We start from the raw sequence: 16,190 nt of genomic DNA, 5'->3' as shown, positions 1-16,190 counted from the left end.
GACCGATCCCAAGCAGGCCATCGCCCGTGACCTCCCTGACAGCCTCTCCCATGCATCATCCGTCCACCGCCGGCGCCGCGCAGGCCGAACTCGGGCTGCTGCCCGAATGGAACCTCTCCCACCTCTATCCTGGCATGGACAGCGAGGCCTTCAGGCAGGATCTCGCGAAGGCCGAATCGGAGTGCCGGGCCTTCGCCGCCGCCTATCGCGGCAAGCTCGACGGGATGGCCAGAGGCGAGAACGCGTCGGAGCGGCTGGACGACGTGGTGAAGCGCTACGAGGCGCTCGAAGATCTGCTCGGCCGCCTCATGTCCTACGCGGGCCTTGTCTATTCCGGCGACACCACCGACCCGGTCCGGGCGAAGTTCTACGGCGACACGCAGGAGCGCCTGACCGCCGCCTCGACGGAGCTTCTCTTCTTCGGGCTCGAACTCAATCGCATCGAAGACGCGGTGCTCGACAAGGCGGTGAGCGAGGAACCGCTCAGGCATTACAAGCCCTGGATCGAGGATCTGCGCAAGGACAAGCCCTTCCAGCTCGAGGACAAGATCGAGCAGCTCTTCCATGAGAAGTCGGTGACGGGCCGCTCGGCCTGGAACCGTCTGTTCGACGAGACCATCGCGTCGCTGCGCTTCACGGTGCGCGGCGAGGATTTGCCCATCGAGCCGACCCTGAACAAGCTGCAGGATCCGGACGAGAGCGTGCGTAAGGACGCCTCCGACGCCCTGGCCAAGACCTTCAAGGCGAATCTTCGCACCTTCACGCTCATCACCAACACGCTTGCCAAGGACAAGGAGATCTCGGACCGCTGGCGCGGCTTCGAGGACGTGGCCGATTCCCGCCATCTGGCGAACCGGGTCGAGCGCGAGGTCGTGGAGGCCATGGTGTCGGCCGTCCAGGAAGCCTATCCGCGCCTGTCGCACCGCTATTACGCCCTGAAGGCCCGGTGGTTCAAAAAGGACAAGCTCGACCATTGGGACCGCAACGCGCCCCTGCCGAAGGTCGAGCAGCGCACCATTTCCTGGAACGAGGCGAAGGATACGGTTCTGTCGGCCTATTCCGCCTTCTCGCCGCGCATGGCCGACATCGCGCAGCGCTTCTTCGACGAGGGCTGGATCGATGCGCCGACCCGTCCCGGCAAGGCGCCCGGCGCCTTCGCCCACCCGACCGTGCCCTCGGCCCACCCCTATGTGCTCCTGAACTACCAGGGCAAGCCGCGGGACGTGATGACCCTGGCGCATGAGCTCGGGCACGGGGTGCACCAGGTCATGGCCGGCCCTAACGGCGCGCTCATGGCGCCTACGCCCCTGACCCTCGCCGAGACGGCGTCCGTCTTCGGCGAGATGCTCACCTTCCGCCGTCTCCTCGACCAGACCGTCGATCCGGTCCAGCGCAAGGCGATGCTGGCCGCGAAGGTCGAGGACATGATCAACACGGTGGTGCGCCAGATCGCGTTCTATTCCTTCGAGCGCAAGGTGCATCTGGAGCGTCGCAACGGGGAGCTCACGGCCGACAAGTTGTGCGAGCTCTGGATGTCCGTCCAGGACGAGAGCCTCGGGCCGGCGATCCGGCTCGGCCCGGGCTACGAGAGCTTCTGGACCTACATCCCCCACTTCATCCACTCGCCGTTTTACGTCTACGCCTATGCCTTCGGCGATTGCCTCGTGAACTCGCTCTACGGCGTCTACGAGCGGTCCAACGAAGGCTTCGTGGACCGCTATTTCGCGCTCCTCTCGGCGGGCGGCACCAAGCACTACTCGGAGCTGCTCGCGCCCTTCGGCCTCGATGCGGGAGATCCGGCCTTCTGGCAGATCGGCCTGTCCATGATCGAACGGCTGATCGGCGAGCTGGAGGCGATGGAGACCCCAGCCTCCTAGCATTTTGCCGGGCGACCCGGAGACCGGCCGCCCGGGCCTGCACACGATAAGAACAGAACGAACACGGATGGGGCTGGACCGGGAGGTCGACCATGGCGGTTCGTATCGGGAGCCAGGCTGAGGACCGGCTGAGCGGAACCAAAGCGGCGGACACGATCTACGGGTACGATCCCAATGCCCGGACGCCGCCCACGGTGGCGGCCACCATGATCGTGTCCGGCCTGGACAACCCGCTCTATCTGACAGCGGCGCCAGGTGATTCCCGGCATCTTTTCATTCTCGAGAAGCGCGGGCTCGTGAAGGTCCACGACACCGGAACGGGCCAGACCCTCGGCGGACCCTTTCTCGACGTCTCGACACAGGTTGCGACCGCCGGGGAGCAGGGCCTCCTCGGGCTCGCCTTCGCGCCCGATTTTGCGACGAGCCGGCGATTCTACGTCTATCTCAGCACGACGGCCGGCGATGTCGAGATCCGGGAATACAGGACGCAGGCGTCGAACCCGCTCGTTGCGGATGCCGGCAGCATGCGGCTCATCGACCGGATCGACTACCCGTCGTCCACCAACCACCGCGGCGGGTGGATCGGCTTCGGACCCGACGGCTATCTCTACGTGGCGACCGGCGACGGCGCGAACGGCGCCAATGCGCAAAGCATCGGCAACCAGCTCGGCAAGATCCTCAGGCTCGACGTGAAAGCCGACGCCTTTCCGTCCGACCCGGCGCGGAACTACGCCCTGCCGCCGGACAATCCAGCCTCGATCGAGGGCATTGCTGGCAGTGCGGCGGGCACCGGCATCTATGCGGCCGGCCTGCGCAATCCCTGGCGCGTGAGCTTCGACCGCCTGACCGGCGAGATGATGATCGGCGATGTCGGCCAGAGCACCACCGAAGAGATCGATCTGGGGCGGGCGGGCGCCAATTACGGCTGGAGCGCCACCGAAGGCCCGTTCGATCCCCGGGCTTTCCCCAATTTCACGAACCCGATCCACGCCTATGGCCGCGATCTCGGCGTCGCGGTCACGGGCGGCTACGTCTATCGCGGGCCCGAACCGGATTTCCAGGGGATCTACTTCTTCTCGGATTTCGGCACCAGCGGCATCTGGACCCTGCAGCGCGCCTCCGGGTCATGGTCGTTCAAGGATCTCACCGGGCAGGTGGCCGTCGGGGGCGGTCCGATCGGATCCGTCTCGTCGCTCGGGGAGGATGGAGCCGGCAACCTCTACCTCGTCGATTACGGGGGCAAGATCTTCCGTCTGGACCTCAGGTCCGGCACTGGCCCGGACATCCGGGCCGATGCGGCGGACGTCCTCAGCGGCGGTGGCGGCAACGACCGGATCTTCGGCGGCGGCGGCAACGACTCGCTGTACGGAGGCGCCGGCAACGACACCCTTCGGGGCGGACCGGGCGCCGACCTCCTGTCGGGTGGAAGTGGCGTCGACTATGTGGATTATCGTGATTCCTCCGGACCTGTGCGCATCGACCTCGCACGGAAGACCCAGGCGGGCGGCGATGCCGCAGGCGACCGCCTGGTCGGCATCCAGGGCGCGCTCGGCAGCGCGTTTAACGACGCGCTCAGGGGCTCCGGGAGCCACGACACGTTGCGTGGCGGCGCCGGCGACGACAGCATCTCGGGCAATGCCGGCAATGACAGGCTTTATGGCGATGCCGGTCAGGACACCCTCGTCGGAGGCCCAGGGAAAGACTGGATGTCCGGAGGACCCGGGGCCGACGTGTTTCGCTGGAGGTCGGCCGGGTCCGCCGGGCCGGATCTGAACAGCGCCGATGTGGTGCGCGACTTCAGCCACGGGGCTCACGATCGCCTGGATCTGGCGGCGATCGACGCCAACAGCCTGCGCGGCGGCAACCAAGCCTTCGCGTTCATCGGAAGGGCCGATTTCACGGCGGCCGGGCAGGTCCGGTACGAGGTCTCGGGATCCGAGACACGCGTTCTCCTGAACACGGATGCGGATCATGATGCCGAGGGCATCATCCGCCTCATGGCGATCCGCAGCCTGAAGGCGGGAGACTTTCTCCTGTAGCCAAGCCGAGCGCCCACCCCGGTAAAAGGCCGCGGAAGGACGCCCTGGCGCTCGGCAGACCACGCCATATCTAAAGCTCTCCAGTTCAGAGCAAGAGATTCCACGTCATGGCCGATACCGACCGCGAAGCGAACCGCTTCTCCGCGCGCGCCGCCCGCTATGCCCGCGTGGGCGCCAACATGGGCGGAGTCGCGGCCCGCATGGCCGGCTCCCGGCTGTTCGGCGGCGATGCCCGCGACGCGTCCAACGCGGCCGTGCTGGCGCAGGCGCTCGGCGGCCTGAAGGGGCCGATCATGAAGGTGGCGCAGCTTCTGGCCACCATTCCGGATCTGATCCCGCCGGAATACGCCGCGGAGCTTCAGAAGCTGCAGAGCGAGGCGCCGCCCATGGGAGCGGCCTTCGTGAAGCGGCGCATGCAGGCGGAGCTCGGGGCGCAATGGCAGAGCCGCTTCGGCTCCTTCGATCTCACCCCGGCCGCCGCCGCATCCCTCGGCCAGGTCCACCGCGCATCCACGAAGGACGGGGAGAAGCTCGCCTGCAAGCTGCAATATCCCGACATGCAGTCGGCCGTGGAGGCGGACCTCAAGCAGCTCGAGCTCGTCTTCGCCCTTCACCGGCGCATGGATCCCGCCATCGATACCCGCGAGATCGCCAAGGAGATCGGAGAGCGGGTGCGCGAGGAGCTCGATTACGAGCGCGAGGCGAAGCACGCAGCCCTTTATGCCCAGGCCCTGACCGATGTGGCGGAGGTCCGGGTGCCCCGGGTCCATCCGGACCTGTCCACCCGGCGGCTTCTGTCGCTCGAATGGCTCGAGGGCGAGAAGATCCTCGGCTTCACCGAGGCTCCGGTCGAGATCCGCAACCGGCTGGCGGTCGCCATGTTCAAGGCCTGGTGGCACCCCTTCAGCCATGCGGCCGTCATCCATGGAGATCCGCATCTCGGCAACTACACGGTGTTCTCCGAGGACGGGGAGGCGCAGGGCATCAACCTGCTCGATTACGGCTGCATCCGCATCTTCCATCCCCGCTTCGTGGGCGGCGTGGTCGATCTCTACCGCGGCCTTCAGACGGACGACCGGGCCCGGGTCGTCCACGCCTACGAGACCTGGGGCTTCAAGAGCCTCTCGAACGAGCTGATCGACATCCTCAACATCTGGGCCCGCTTCATCTATGCCCCGCTCCTCGACGACCGCGTCCGCACGGTGGCCGATGGGGTCAAGCCCGGCGAGTACGGCCGCCGCCAGGCCTTCGAGGTCCACAAGGCCCTGAAGGAGAAGGGGCCGGTCACGGTGCCGCGCGAGTTCGTCTTCATGGATCGTGCGGCGGTGGGTCTGGGCGCGGTCTTCCTGCATCTGAAGGCCGAGCTGAACTACCACCGGCTCTTCGAGAACGAGATCGACCGCTTCTCCCTGGACAACCTGGAGCATAAGCAGAAAGAGGCTCTGGCCGCCGCCGGTTTACCAAATCCGGTGTAATGAGGTTGCATCTTTCGCCGGTTGGCCGTAGAGGCTAACGGTAGGGTAGGGGCAACCGATGAAGATCGCTTTCGTTCACCAGAACTTTCCGGGCCAGTTCCTGCGTCTGGCCCGGACCTTCGTGGCCGAGGGGCATGAGGTCGTGGGCCTCGGGATGGTCAAGCAATGCGCCATCCCGGGCGTGAAGTACTTCTCCTACGACGCGGTGCCTGGGCCGGACGACGCGCCTTACCAGAACCGCTACTCGCCGGTCATTCCACGCCTGCGTCGGGCCTATGGAGTCGCCTACCGGGCAAAGGCGCTGGCCAGCCAGGGCTTCGAACCGGATGTCGTCGTGGTCAATACCGGCTGGGGCGAAAACCTGTTCCTGAAGGACATCTGGCCCAAGGCCCGCCATGTGGCCTATTTCGAATATTATTACCACGCCAAGGGGCAGGATCTGGACTTCGATCCCGAATTCCCGGTCACCAACGAGGAGGTGATCTGGCGCCTGCGCCTGAAGAATTCCATGCAGCTCGGGGCGCTCGACGCCGCCGACCTCGCCGTGGCGCCGACCCGCTACCAGCGGGACACGTTCCCCACCTACCTGCGCGACCGGCTCGCCATCCTCCATGACGGCATCGACACCCACAAGCTCCTGCCGGACCCTCAGGTCAGGCTCCAACTCGGCGAGAGCGGGCCGCAGCTGACCCGCGAGAAGCCCGTCGTCACCTATGTGACACGCAACATCGAGCCGATGCGTGGCGCGCACGTGGTCTTCAAGAGTCTGCCCTATCTTCTCGACATCGATCCTGACCTCAGGGTCGTCATCGTCGGCGGCCGCGGCACGAGCTATTCCGGCTCCGCGCCCAACGGGCAGTCGTGGTTTGATGTGTTCAAGGCCCGGATCGAGCGTCCGATCGACTGGTCCCGGGTCCATTTCGTCGGAAACCTGCCCTATGACCAGTTCGTGAAGGTCCTGCAGGTCTCCTCGGCCCATGTCTACATGACCTATCCCTTCGTGCTGTCCTGGTCGTCCATCGAGGCCATGGCGCTCGAATGCCGGATCGTGGCCTCGGACACCGAGCCGGTGCGGGAGGTCATCCAGGATGGGGTGAACGGGCGCCTCTTCCCCTTCTTCGACGAGAAGGCCCTGGCTGATCGGGTGCGCGAGACGCTCGCGGAGAAGGAGAAATCCGCCGCCATGGCCGCCGAGGCCCGCCGGATCGCCGTGGCACGATATGATTACGAGACAGTCTGCCTGCCCCAGTGGCGAGAATTCCTCGGGATCAAATGAGCGCAAAATGCATTCATAAAGTTTTCGTTTGGAGCCATTCGAAAGATTGCGGCTCCTCATCGCATGCGCTAAACGCAGCAGTTAACAAGTGACGCTGAACAGGGCTTTGAAACATGGCCGATACAAAACATGCGCCGCACGGGGGCTACAGTCCGGATATGGACAGCCGCGCTCATGAGGCGACCTATCAGGGATTTGTCCAGTTCGCCGAAATCGCCACGGCGGTCATCATCTGCCACGTGCTGGCCCTCGCGGTCGGCGGGATCAAGCATGCCTGGCTGACGGCGATCTTCGGCGTGATCCTCTCGCTCGTGGCGGGCGGCATCGGCGCGATGGCTCCATCCGTCGGCGTTCGGGCTCCGGCAGCCGTCGGCGTCCTCCTCCTGCTGGCGCTCATCTTCTACTGAGCGGCGGACGATCGCCTGACAGAAACGAGACAAGAGCTTGTATCCAAGCCGTTGACCACATCTTAGGGGGGCCTACATGCGGATCGCCGTTCTCTCCGAAACCGATGGAGCGGAGACTCGCGTTTCCGCCACCCCCGAGACGGTCAAGAAATACAAGACGCTCGGCGCCGACGTGGTCGTGCAGGCCGGGGCAGGGTCCAAGGCCGGCATCCCCGATGCGGAGTTCGAGGCGGCCGGCGCTTCGCTCGCCGGGACCGCCGAGGAGGCCCTGAGGGATGCCGATGTCATCCTGAAGGTCCGCCGCCCCGCAGAGGGCGAGCTGAAAGGCGCCAGGCCCGGCGCGCTCGTCATCGCGATCATGGATCCCTACGGCCAGGACGCAGCCCTCAAGGCGCTGGCCGACGCACAGGTCTCCGCGTTCTCCATGGAGCTGATGCCCCGCATCACCCGCGCCCAGGTGATGGACGTGCTGTCCTCCCAGGCCAATCTCGCCGGCTACCGGGCCGTGATCGATGCCTCCGCCGAGTATGGTAAGGCGTTCCCGATGATGATGACCGCGGCCGGCACCGTGCCGGCAGCCCGCATCTTCGTCATGGGCGCCGGCGTCGCCGGCCTCCAGGCCATCGCAACCGCCCGCCGCCTCGGCGCCGTGGTGACCGCCACCGACGTCCGGCCCGCCGCCAAGGAGCAGGTGGAGAGCCTGGGCGCCAAGTTCGTCGCCGTGGAGGACGAGGAGTTCAAGCAGGCCGAGACCGCCGGCGGCTACGCCAAGGAAATGTCGGCCGAGTATCGGGCCAAGCAGGCCGAGCTGGTCGCGTCCCACATCGCCAAGCAGGACATCGTCATCACGACGGCCCTGATCCCCGGACGGCCGGCGCCGAAGCTCGTATCCCGCGCCATGATCGAATCCATGAAGCCGGGCTCCGTGATCGTCGATCTGGCGGTGGAGCGCGGGGGCAATTGCGAGCTGGCCCAGCCGGGCCGGGTGGTGGAGCATAACGGCGTGAAGATCGTGGGCCACCTCAACATGCCCGGGCGCCTCGCCGCAACGGCCTCCAGCCTCTACGCGAAGAACCTCTACGCCTTCGTCGAGACGCTGGTGGACAAGGAAACCAAGGCTCTGGCCGTGAAGTGGGACGACGAACTGGTCAAGGCCACCTGCCTGACCCGTGACGGCGCCATCGTCCACACCGCCTTCCAGCCGACCGCTTAAACCGTCCAGGGGAGGACACCATGGCAACGCTTACGCCCGAACAGGCCGTCGAACAGGCCCGAGCGGCGGCAGAGGCTGCCCGCCGCTCGGCCGAAGCCGCCCAGACCATCGCCGATCAGGTGGCGGATGCGGCCGGAGCCGCGGCCGCCGCCGTCACCCACGGGGCCGTCGACCCGACGGTGTTCCGTCTGGCCATCTTCGTCCTGGCGATCTTCGTCGGCTACTACGTGGTCTGGTCGGTGACCCCGGCGCTGCACACGCCCCTCATGTCGGTCACCAACGCCATCTCGTCCGTGATCGTGGTCGGCGCCGTGCTGGCGGTGGGCGTCGACGTGGCCCCGGCCCTCGGGGAAGGCCCGATCTGGGCCCGGGTGCTCGGCTTCATCGGCCTCGTCCTGGCGTCCATCAACATCTTCGGCGGCTTCCTGGTGACCCAGCGCATGCTCGCCATGTACCGCAAGAAGGGGTGAGGCGATGTCGGCCAATCTAGCCTCGATCCTCTACCTCGTCTCCGGCGTCCTGTTCATCCTGGCGCTGCGAGGCCTGTCGCACCCCACCACGTCCCGGCAGGGCAACCTCTACGGCATGGTGGGCATGGGGATCGCCATCCTCACCACCCTGTTCGTGTCCCCGCCGAGCGGCTTCGGCGGCTGGATCCTGGTGATCTTAGGGTTGGCCATCGGCGGCGGCGTCGGAGCGGTGGTCGCCCGGCGCGTGCCCATGACGGCGATGCCCCAGCTGGTTGCCGCGTTCCACTCCCTGGTCGGTCTCGCGGCGGTCCTTGTCGCGGCCGGCGCGCTCTATGCGCCCCAGGCCTTCGGGATCGGCTCGGTCGGCACCATCCACGGCGGATCGCTGTTCGAGATGGCTCTCGGCGTCGCCATCGGGGCGATCACCTTCACCGGTTCCGTGATCGCGTTCCTGAAGCTCGACGGACGCATGTCCGGCAAGCCGATCCTGCTGCCGAGCCGGCACCTGATCAATATCGGCCTCGGCCTCCTGCTGCTGGTCCTGCTCGTCGCCTTCATCCGCACGGAGAGCCACGCGGCATTCTGGCTGATCGTGCTCGTCTCCTTCGTGCTCGGCGTCACGCTCATCATCCCCATCGGGGGCGCCGACATGCCGGTGGTGGTGTCGATGCTCAACTCCTATTCCGGCTGGGCGGCGGCCGGCATCGGCTTCACGCTCGGCAACCTCGCGCTCATCATCACGGGCGCGCTGGTCGGCTCCTCGGGCGCGATCCTGTCCTACATCATGTGCAAGGGCATGAACCGCTCCTTCATCTCGGTGATCCTCGGCGGCTTCGGCGGCGAGACGGCAGCCGCCGCCACCGGCGCGGTCGAGAGCCGGCCTGTGAAGCAGGGCTCGGCGGACGATGCCGCCTTCATCATGAAGAACGCCGCCAAGGTCATCATCGTGCCGGGCTACGGCATGGCGGTCGCCCAGGCGCAGCACGCGCTGCGCGAGATGGCCGACGAGCTGAAGGCCGAAGGCGTCGAGGTGAAATACGCCATCCATCCGGTGGCGGGCCGCATGCCCGGCCACATGAACGTGCTGCTGGCGGAAGCCAACGTGCCCTATGACGAGGTGTTCGAACTCGAGGATATCAACGGCGAGTTCCCGCAGGCCGACGTGGCCTTCGTCATCGGGGCCAACGACGTCACCAACCCGGCCGCCAAGACCGATCCGTCCTCCCCGATCTTCGGCATGCCGATCCTCGACGTGGAGCGGGCCAAGACCGTGCTGTTCATCAAGCGCGGCATGGGCTCGGGCTATGCGGGCGTCGAGAACGAGCTGTTCTTCCGCGACAACACCATGATGCTCTTCGGCGACGCCAAGAAGGTCGTGGACGAGATCTTAAAGAATCTCTGATCCGCTCTGCCCTTGAATGTTTCATGCCCGGCGTCGTGCCGGGCATTTTCGTTCATGTCATCACCGGCCTCGTACCGGTGATCTCGGTTGGAAAAGAACGGAGCTTTCCATCGCGAGAGATGGAATGACGGCTCACGCAAAAGCTGGTTTAAGGGGCTGTCGTCTGTCCCGGAAATCCCTCATGTCCCCGATCACCCTCCGTACCGCCCTCCCGGCCGACCGGGATGCCGTCATCGAGCTCATCCACCAGCTTAACGTCTTCGAGGCCGACCTCGTCGGCGACCGGCGGCGCGACTACAAGGCAGCGGCGGAATATTACGACGAGCTGATGCAGCGCCTGTCCCGGCGCAACGGCCGCATCGTGCTGGCGCAGGCGGAAGGGGCGACGGTCGGCGCCATGGGCTTCTCGCTCGATCAGGACGCCGCCTATGTGGCCGACGGCTTCCGCAATCACGGCACGGTCACGGACCTGATCGTGCACGACGACTGGCGCGGACGCGGCATCGGGCAGATGCTGCTCAAGGAAGCCGAGCGCCTAACGAAGGAAGCGGGGCTCAAGCGGCTCTTCATCGGCGTCCTGGTGGCCAATGAGAGGGCGGACCGCACCTACCGGGCCTTCGGCTTCGAGCCTTATGTCTCGATCCTGTCCAAAGAGTTGTGAGGACCGGGCCAGGCCTCATCCCACGTTGTGAGCATCGTCAGCTTCGGCCAGCGGACCGGCCAGTCTTTTGCCAGAATCCTTTCGCGGTAAACGTTCATCTTGTGACCGAACGCCCGTGTCGGTCGCACGATCAGATCCAGAAGATCCCGAGTCCCATACGGGGCTATCACCTCGATCCTGCCGCCGATCGAGCGCGCCGCAACAGCGGTTGCTGTCTCAGGCCAGTGGGCAACGGCATCGAAGGCGTCACGATACGGCGCATCCCCGTTGCGAAGATGCATGCGGGCCTGGTTCTTGACCGACCAGTTCTGGCCCGGATCACGCTCGCGGAGCCGATGCTCGACGGCGCCGTCACGTTCCCCTCGGGTGTCAACCGGATCGAAGAAGATCACATCCACGTCGGTCAGGCATGAGACGTCGATCGTTCGCCCGTGCAGCACGTCCCAGGCGGGATTGCGGATGAAGCCGGCGCCGATCCAGGCATCAGGAAGCCCGAGACCCTCCACATGCGAAAGAAGCGCATGCAGGTCCGCATGCGCTTCGAAAAGACTTTGGATGTCGGCGATGGTGTGGAGGGGAGGGGCTGGGTTCATGCCGCCCCCCGCGACGGCACTTACGAGCGGAACAGGCCTGCCACGCCGCCCTGCAGCCGGGAGCTGCCCTGGCGGGCGACGCTGTTGCTGTTGTCGAGAGCGAGCGCGCGCTGATAGCTCTCGAGAGCCTGGCTCCGGTCGCCCTTGCGCTCGAGCGCCACGCCGCGCCAAGCCCAGGAATCGGCATCCTTGTTGTTGACGTTGAGGGCCGCGTTGAAGTCCTCGATGGCCTTGTCGTACTGGTTCGTCGCCACGAAGCTCTGGCCTCGTGCGGCATAGGGAGCGCCGACGAAGGGATTGCGGTCGATCGTGGCGTCGAAGTCGAGGATCGCCTGGGGGTGCATGCCCTGGCGCTGGTAGAGTAGGCCGCGGGAGTGGAGCGCCTCGGCCGATTCGGGCAGCAGGCGGGTCGCCATGTTCAGGTCGCTGAGGGCTTCCTGGTACTGGTTCTGGGCGCGGTACAGATTGGCGCGCCCGATATAGGCCGGGCCGTAGTTCGGATCGGCCTGAATGGCCCGGGTGAAGTCGGCGAGCGCCTGGTCGTTGCGGTTCGTCTGCCGCAGGGCGAGCGCGCGGTTGGTGTAGGCCGGCGCGTAGTTCGGGTCGAGCTGCACCGCCTTGGAGAAGTCGGACATGGCGCTGCTGTAGTTCCCGACGCGCGCATAGGCGGCGCCGCGGGTGTTATAGGCGCTCGGATCATTCGGGTTGCGCTGGATCACGTCCGACAGGGACGAGATGTTGACCGTGCTCGTCCCCTGCGTGTCCTCTTCCACGACGGCAATGCGCTGGGTGGGGCCGCCACCGGTGGTGCTGCAGGCGGCGAGACCGAGGGCAACGAGCGTCAGGCTCAAGGGGGCCAATTGGCGAATCGATGGGGCGAACACCTTCGTCTCCAGCTTATTTACTCAAGGTACCGGGAGCGGCACTCTGGCGGGAAATCCTTAACAGCCGTGAAACAAGGCATCAAAAAGGCGCCGGCGCAAGAGGCGTTGTAACTAAGTTCGCCAGAGTACGAAACAGACCCCCAGATATGCAAACAGCGCCCCGCTTGACGCGACGGGCGCTGGTTCACAACCGATCGGCGAGGCCTTTTACAGGCCCGCTCGAAGAGCTTAGCGGGTCGGACGGGGCTTGGAAGGCAGCAGGCCTTCGCGCTGCATGCGCTTACGGATCAGCTTGCGGGCGCGGCGAACGGCCTCAGCCTTCTCGCGGGCCTTCTTCTCGGACGGCTTCTCGTAATGACCGCGAAGCTTCATTTCGCGGAAGATGCCCTCACGCTGCATCTTCTTCTTGAGAGCGCGGAGCGCCTGATCGACGTTGTTATCCCGGACAAGAACCTGCACGCGAATTCCTCGTGTTTGAACCGTTTCGATTGTGACAAAAAACAATGAGGCGCGTCATGCGCACCTCTATCTGGTCGGCGTCGATACCAGAAGAAGCCTTGCCTGTCCAGGGTTGCCTCTCAAGAAAAGCGCCGTTCCAGGGGCAACGGCCCCGGTCTTGAATGGTTCAGCCCTGGTCGGGGAAAACCCGGGTGACATGTCCCATCTTGCGGCCCGCGCGGGCCTCCGTCTTGCCGTAGAGGTGCAGATGAGCCCCCGGCTCGGCCAGGATCTCCTCCCAGGCATCGACATCGTGCCCGATCAGGTTCTTCATCTCGACCCGACGCCCGAGCCGGGCGGTCTCGCCCAGAGGCCAGCCGCAGACCGCCCGCACATGCTGTTCGAACTGCGAGGTGGCGGCGCCGCCCAGCGTCCAATGGCCGGAATTGTGCACCCGGGGGGCGATCTCGTTCACCACTAGGCGCTCGGACCCGTCGTCGGTGACGAGGAACAGCTCGACGGCGAGAACGCCCACGTAATCCAGGGACTCGGCAATCGACCGAGCGATCCGGACCGCCTGCTCCTCCGTGTCGGGCGAAACGCCGGCCGGAACCGCAGTGGTGTCGAGGATATGGTTGCGGTGCTCGTTGGCGCACAGGTCATAGGCGGCGAACGCGCCGGACGCGGTTCGCGCGGCGACCACCGAGACCTCCCGCTCGAAGGGCACGAAGCCCTCCAGGATGGAAGCCGCGCGCCCGATCTCGTCCCAGCCCGCGATCGGGTCGGCCTCGGGGCCGATCTTCACTTGGCCTTTCCCGTCGTAGCCGAAGCGGCGGGTCTTGAGCACGGCGGGCCGGCCGATCCGCTCGACAGCCTCGGCGAGTTCGGCCTCGCTGGACACGGGCGCGAAGGGCGCGACCGCAATGCCGAGGCCGGCGATGAAGCTCTTTTCGAGGAAGCGGTCCTGCGACACGGCCAGGGCCTGGGCGTTGGGGGCCAGCAGGGCGTGGGCGCTCAAGGTGGCGGCCGTTTCGCTCGGCACGTTCTCGAATTCGTAGGTCACCACGTCGACCGCCTTGGCGAAGCGCACCAGATTCGCCTCGTCCTCGTAGGCCGCGATGGTGTATTCGGTCGCGACCTCGAAGGCCGGGCTGTTTTCCTCCGGCGCATAGACATGCGTCCGCAGGCCCAGCTGCGCCGCCGCCATGGCGATCATGCGGCCAAGCTGGCCGCCGCCGAGGATTCCGAGGGTGCAGCCGGGACGGATCATCGGTTCCTCAGCCTTCGTTGGAGGGGCGCTCGGCCACGCTTTCGCTCTGGCGCTGCCGCCAAGCGTCGAGGCGCTCGGCGAGAGCGGGATCGTGCAGGGCCAGCACGGCCGCCGCCAGCAACGCCGCGTTCACCGCGCCGGCACGGCCGATGGCGAGGGTGCCCACGGGGATACCGGCCGGCATCTGGACAATGGAGAGCAGGCTGTCCTGGCCGGACAGAGCCTTGGATTCGACCGGGACGCCGAAGACGGGCAGGGGGGTCATGGCGGCCGCCATGCCGGGCAGGTGGGCGGCCCCTCCGGCGCCTGCGATGATGACCTGGAAGCCCTCGGCCCTGGCGCCCTTGGCGAAGGCATAGAGCCGGTCCGGCGTGCGGTGAGCGGACACGATGCGGGCCTCGTGGGCGATCCCGAGCGCATCGAGCGTCTCGGCCGCGTGGCGCATGGTGGCCCAGTCGGACTGGCTGCCCATGATGATGGCAATGGGAGGATGCGCCATGGCGTGGCTCCGGCTTCAAGGCCTTCAGATCTTCAGCCGGAATAGCGAAGCCGCCTCGGGCAGGCAAGGCCGTTCCCGCGAAGGCGCTGAATTCTCACGCGATAATGTCTGGGGTGAGCTGATCCTCGAGCCGGATGATCTGGTCCTTGAGGGAAAGCTTGCGCTTCTTCAGGCGCTGGACCTGCAGCTGATCGCCGGCCACCATGCTCTCCAGGGCGTCGATGGCCATGTCGAGATCACGGTGTTCCTGCTTCAGACGGGCCAATTCCGCTTCCAGTTCAGCCAATTCGGTCATTGAAAATACCTAGAGCCTCGGACCCAAAGTGGATTCCACCGTCGGGATCGATCCGATGCTCGATCCCTCCGGCGGCGCATCGTTGGGCGCGGAAAACCGGGTCCCCATTTCCGCACGATGCGCTAGATGCCCGGCCGACTTGCCTCTGGGCCAAGAGGGGCGGAAGTATGCTCTCGGGCCCTGTGGAGAGCAAGATCGCCCGATCATCTTCTACTCTCGATTCTTCGAATTTCGCCTTCGACTCGCCACACTCTGTCTGCCACAATCGGCCTGTCAGTAGATCGAATAGGAGGAACTGACATGCCGCTGCAGAATCACCTGACGGAACTGGAACGGAAGCATCGCGCCCTCGAGCGCGAGATCCAGGATACCCTCAACAGACCGTCGGCAGATGACATGAGGCTGGCAGAACTCAAGCGCAGGAAGCTTCAGCTCAAGGATGAGATTACCCGACTGAGAAGCTCCGAATCGGCGTTGCACTAGCCGTAGAATTCCCTGCAATTTCCCACCTGAAGAAGCCGTCGCTTCACCCAACGAGCGGCGGCTTTTTCATGGGCGCCTCACAGATACGCGGCGACGCCGTCATAGATCAGCTTGGCGCCCACGAGGATCAGCAGGACATAGACGGCCGTGTAGAACGCCTGTCCGGATACGCGGCGCACGAGGAGGACGCCGGCCCAGGTCGAGGCGATGGCCACGGGAAACAGGGCACCCGCCGTCGCCATGTTCTCGAGCGTAAACTGCCCGAGGGCCAGATAGGGCGGAACCTTGATCCAGTTGACGAGCGCGAAGAGCACGGCCCCCGTGCCGACGAAGATGTCGCGCGGCAGCCGCTGGGGCATGACATAGATCTGGAAGGGAGGGCCGCCCGCATGGGCCACCATGCTGGTGAAGCCTGTCACCCAGCCCCAGAAAATGCCGCGTGGAACGTCGGCCGGCGCGGGCTTCGGCGGGGTGGCCCGGCGTTCCACCACCATGCGGCGGATGGCGAAGGCCACCGAGATCACGCCCACGGCCAGCTTGACCGCCGCATCGGAGACCTGGGCGGCCAGGAGATAGCCCGTGACGATGCCCGAAACGGCGCCCAGGAGCAGGATCACCACGTTGCGCCGGTCCCAGGCATGCCGGTAGGCCCAGACGGATACCACGTCCTGGACGATCAGGATCGGCAGGGTGATGGCGGCGGCCTGAACGGGCGAGACCACGAGCGCCATCAGGGGGAGCGAGAGGGCGCCGAGCCCTGAGAAGCCGCCCTTGGCAAAGCCGAGTAGGATCACCGCGGGAATGGTGGCGGCATAGAAGAGAGGATCGGTAATCACGACAGCACTCGCCGAAAGTCGACTCACCGAAAGTCGCCCCTGACCACGGCTTGGGGGCCTGCTACCACAGCA

17 protein-coding genes are annotated in these 16,190 nt (G+C 65.9%); 10 read left to right on the top strand and 7 right to left on the bottom strand.

The window, feature by feature from the left end:
• The first annotated feature begins 50 nt into the window (after positions 1-50).
• From HPT29_RS21960 to HPT29_RS21920, 9 genes are all read left to right on the top strand, one after another.
• Positions 51-1,877: a M3 family oligoendopeptidase gene (locus tag HPT29_RS21960; protein WP_173948082.1), complete on the top strand. Its 1,827-nt coding sequence runs from the start codon at positions 51-53 to the stop codon at positions 1,875-1,877.
• A 92-nt stretch (positions 1,878-1,969) separates the two neighbouring features.
• On the top strand, positions 1,970-3,916 hold the full coding sequence (locus HPT29_RS21955) for a PQQ-dependent sugar dehydrogenase (RefSeq protein WP_173948060.1): 1,947 nt from the start codon (positions 1,970-1,972) through the stop codon (positions 3,914-3,916).
• 107 nt (positions 3,917-4,023) lie between these two features.
• Positions 4,024-5,391 (top strand): ABC1 kinase family protein, encoded by a 1,368-nt coding sequence (locus HPT29_RS21950; RefSeq protein WP_173948059.1) that lies wholly within the window; start codon positions 4,024-4,026, stop codon positions 5,389-5,391.
• Between the two features lie 58 nt (positions 5,392-5,449).
• Positions 5,450-6,667, top strand: coding sequence for a glycosyltransferase (locus HPT29_RS21945; protein WP_173948058.1), 1,218 nt, complete (start codon positions 5,450-5,452; stop codon positions 6,665-6,667).
• A 113-nt stretch (positions 6,668-6,780) separates the two neighbouring features.
• A complete protein-coding gene (locus HPT29_RS21940) occupies positions 6,781-7,074 on the top strand; it encodes an aa3-type cytochrome c oxidase subunit IV (protein WP_173948057.1) in 294 nt (97 codons plus the stop codon).
• 76 nt (positions 7,075-7,150) lie between these two features.
• Positions 7,151-8,287, top strand: a complete 1,137-nt coding sequence (locus HPT29_RS21935; protein WP_173948056.1) for a Re/Si-specific NAD(P)(+) transhydrogenase subunit alpha — start codon at positions 7,151-7,153, stop codon at positions 8,285-8,287.
• A gap of 20 nt (positions 8,288-8,307) precedes the next feature.
• Complete coding sequence (locus HPT29_RS21930; protein WP_173948055.1) at positions 8,308-8,757, top strand: proton-translocating transhydrogenase family protein; 450 nt, start codon at positions 8,308-8,310, stop codon at positions 8,755-8,757.
• Between the two features lie 4 nt (positions 8,758-8,761).
• Positions 8,762-10,159 carry an NAD(P)(+) transhydrogenase (Re/Si-specific) subunit beta gene (locus HPT29_RS21925; protein WP_173948054.1) on the top strand — a complete coding sequence of 466 codons (1,398 nt, stop codon included), beginning with the start codon at positions 8,762-8,764 and terminating at the stop codon, positions 10,157-10,159.
• Between the two features lie 181 nt (positions 10,160-10,340).
• A complete protein-coding gene (locus HPT29_RS21920; RefSeq protein WP_173948053.1) occupies positions 10,341-10,820 on the top strand; it encodes a GNAT family N-acetyltransferase in 480 nt (159 codons plus the stop codon).
• Here HPT29_RS21920 and HPT29_RS21915 read toward each other — a convergent pair.
• The 6 genes from HPT29_RS21915 to HPT29_RS21890 all read right to left on the bottom strand — a co-directional run bounded on the left by HPT29_RS21915 (position 10,790) and on the right by HPT29_RS21890 (position 14,799).
• A complete protein-coding gene (locus HPT29_RS21915) occupies positions 10,790-11,413 on the bottom strand; it encodes a nucleotidyltransferase family protein (RefSeq protein ID WP_173948052.1) in 624 nt (207 codons plus the stop codon). The genes HPT29_RS21920 and HPT29_RS21915 overlap by 31 nt on opposite strands.
• A gap of 20 nt (positions 11,414-11,433) precedes the next feature.
• A complete protein-coding gene (locus HPT29_RS21910; RefSeq protein WP_173948051.1) occupies positions 11,434-12,297 on the bottom strand; it encodes a tetratricopeptide repeat protein in 864 nt (287 codons plus the stop codon).
• A gap of 228 nt (positions 12,298-12,525) precedes the next feature.
• Entirely contained in the window at positions 12,526-12,756 is a 231-nt protein-coding gene (gene rpsU, locus HPT29_RS21905; RefSeq protein ID WP_009763401.1) for a 30S ribosomal protein S21, read from the bottom strand.
• Between the two features lie 166 nt (positions 12,757-12,922).
• Positions 12,923-14,005 carry a 5-(carboxyamino)imidazole ribonucleotide synthase gene (locus HPT29_RS21900; RefSeq protein WP_173948050.1) on the bottom strand — a complete coding sequence of 361 codons (1,083 nt, stop codon included), beginning with the start codon at positions 14,003-14,005 and terminating at the stop codon, positions 12,923-12,925.
• Positions 14,006-14,012: 7 nt separating this feature from the next.
• Positions 14,013-14,504 (bottom strand): 5-(carboxyamino)imidazole ribonucleotide mutase, encoded by a 492-nt coding sequence (gene purE, locus HPT29_RS21895; RefSeq protein ID WP_173948049.1) that lies wholly within the window; start codon positions 14,502-14,504, stop codon positions 14,013-14,015.
• A 94-nt stretch (positions 14,505-14,598) separates the two neighbouring features.
• The gene (locus HPT29_RS21890) at positions 14,599-14,799 is read right to left on the bottom strand and encodes a YdcH family protein (RefSeq protein WP_036355000.1); all 201 of its coding nucleotides are present in this window, start codon (positions 14,797-14,799) and stop codon (positions 14,599-14,601) included.
• 300 nt (positions 14,800-15,099) lie between these two features.
• On the opposite strand from HPT29_RS21890, the gene HPT29_RS21885 reads away from it, so the two are divergent.
• Complete coding sequence (locus tag HPT29_RS21885) at positions 15,100-15,282, top strand: YdcH family protein (protein ID WP_173948048.1); 183 nt, start codon at positions 15,100-15,102, stop codon at positions 15,280-15,282.
• Between the two features lie 77 nt (positions 15,283-15,359).
• Here HPT29_RS21885 and HPT29_RS21880 read toward each other — a convergent pair whose 3' ends face one another.
• Positions 15,360-16,118, bottom strand: coding sequence for a sulfite exporter TauE/SafE family protein (locus HPT29_RS21880; protein WP_173948047.1), 759 nt, complete (start codon positions 16,116-16,118; stop codon positions 15,360-15,362).
• Between the last annotated feature and the right edge of the window lie 72 nt (positions 16,119-16,190).

The sequence above is a fragment of the Microvirga terrae genome, assembly GCF_013307435.2.
GTDB lineage: Bacteria > Pseudomonadota > Alphaproteobacteria > Rhizobiales > Beijerinckiaceae > Microvirga > Microvirga terrae.
This window is presented reverse-complemented; position numbering and strand designations above follow the sequence as displayed.

Coding starts and splice junctions, on each gene's coding strand:
- HPT29_RS21935 (WP_173948056.1), top strand. CDS start 7,151: ATGCGGATCGCCGTTCTCTCCGAAACCGATGGAGCGGAGACTCGCGTT.
- HPT29_RS21925 (WP_173948054.1), top strand. CDS start 8,762: ATGTCGGCCAATCTAGCCTCGATCCTCTACCTCGTCTCCGGCGTCCTG.
- HPT29_RS21885 (WP_173948048.1), top strand. CDS start 15,100: ATGCCGCTGCAGAATCACCTGACGGAACTGGAACGGAAGCATCGCGCC.
- HPT29_RS21940 (WP_173948057.1), top strand. CDS start 6,781: ATGGCCGATACAAAACATGCGCCGCACGGGGGCTACAGTCCGGATATG.
- HPT29_RS21920 (WP_173948053.1), top strand. CDS start 10,341: ATGTCCCCGATCACCCTCCGTACCGCCCTCCCGGCCGACCGGGATGCC.
- HPT29_RS21930 (WP_173948055.1), top strand. CDS start 8,308: ATGGCAACGCTTACGCCCGAACAGGCCGTCGAACAGGCCCGAGCGGCG.
- HPT29_RS21960 (WP_173948082.1), top strand. CDS start 51: ATGCATCATCCGTCCACCGCCGGCGCCGCGCAGGCCGAACTCGGGCTG.
- HPT29_RS21890 (WP_036355000.1), bottom strand. CDS start 14,799: ATGACCGAATTGGCTGAACTGGAAGCGGAATTGGCCCGTCTGAAGCAG.
- HPT29_RS21900 (WP_173948050.1), bottom strand. CDS start 14,005: ATGATCCGTCCCGGCTGCACCCTCGGAATCCTCGGCGGCGGCCAGCTT.
- purE (WP_173948049.1), bottom strand. CDS start 14,504: ATGGCGCATCCTCCCATTGCCATCATCATGGGCAGCCAGTCCGACTGG.
- HPT29_RS21955 (WP_173948060.1), top strand. CDS start 1,970: ATGGCGGTTCGTATCGGGAGCCAGGCTGAGGACCGGCTGAGCGGAACC.
- HPT29_RS21950 (WP_173948059.1), top strand. CDS start 4,024: ATGGCCGATACCGACCGCGAAGCGAACCGCTTCTCCGCGCGCGCCGCC.
- HPT29_RS21945 (WP_173948058.1), top strand. CDS start 5,450: ATGAAGATCGCTTTCGTTCACCAGAACTTTCCGGGCCAGTTCCTGCGT.
- HPT29_RS21915 (WP_173948052.1), bottom strand. CDS start 11,413: ATGAACCCAGCCCCTCCCCTCCACACCATCGCCGACATCCAAAGTCTT.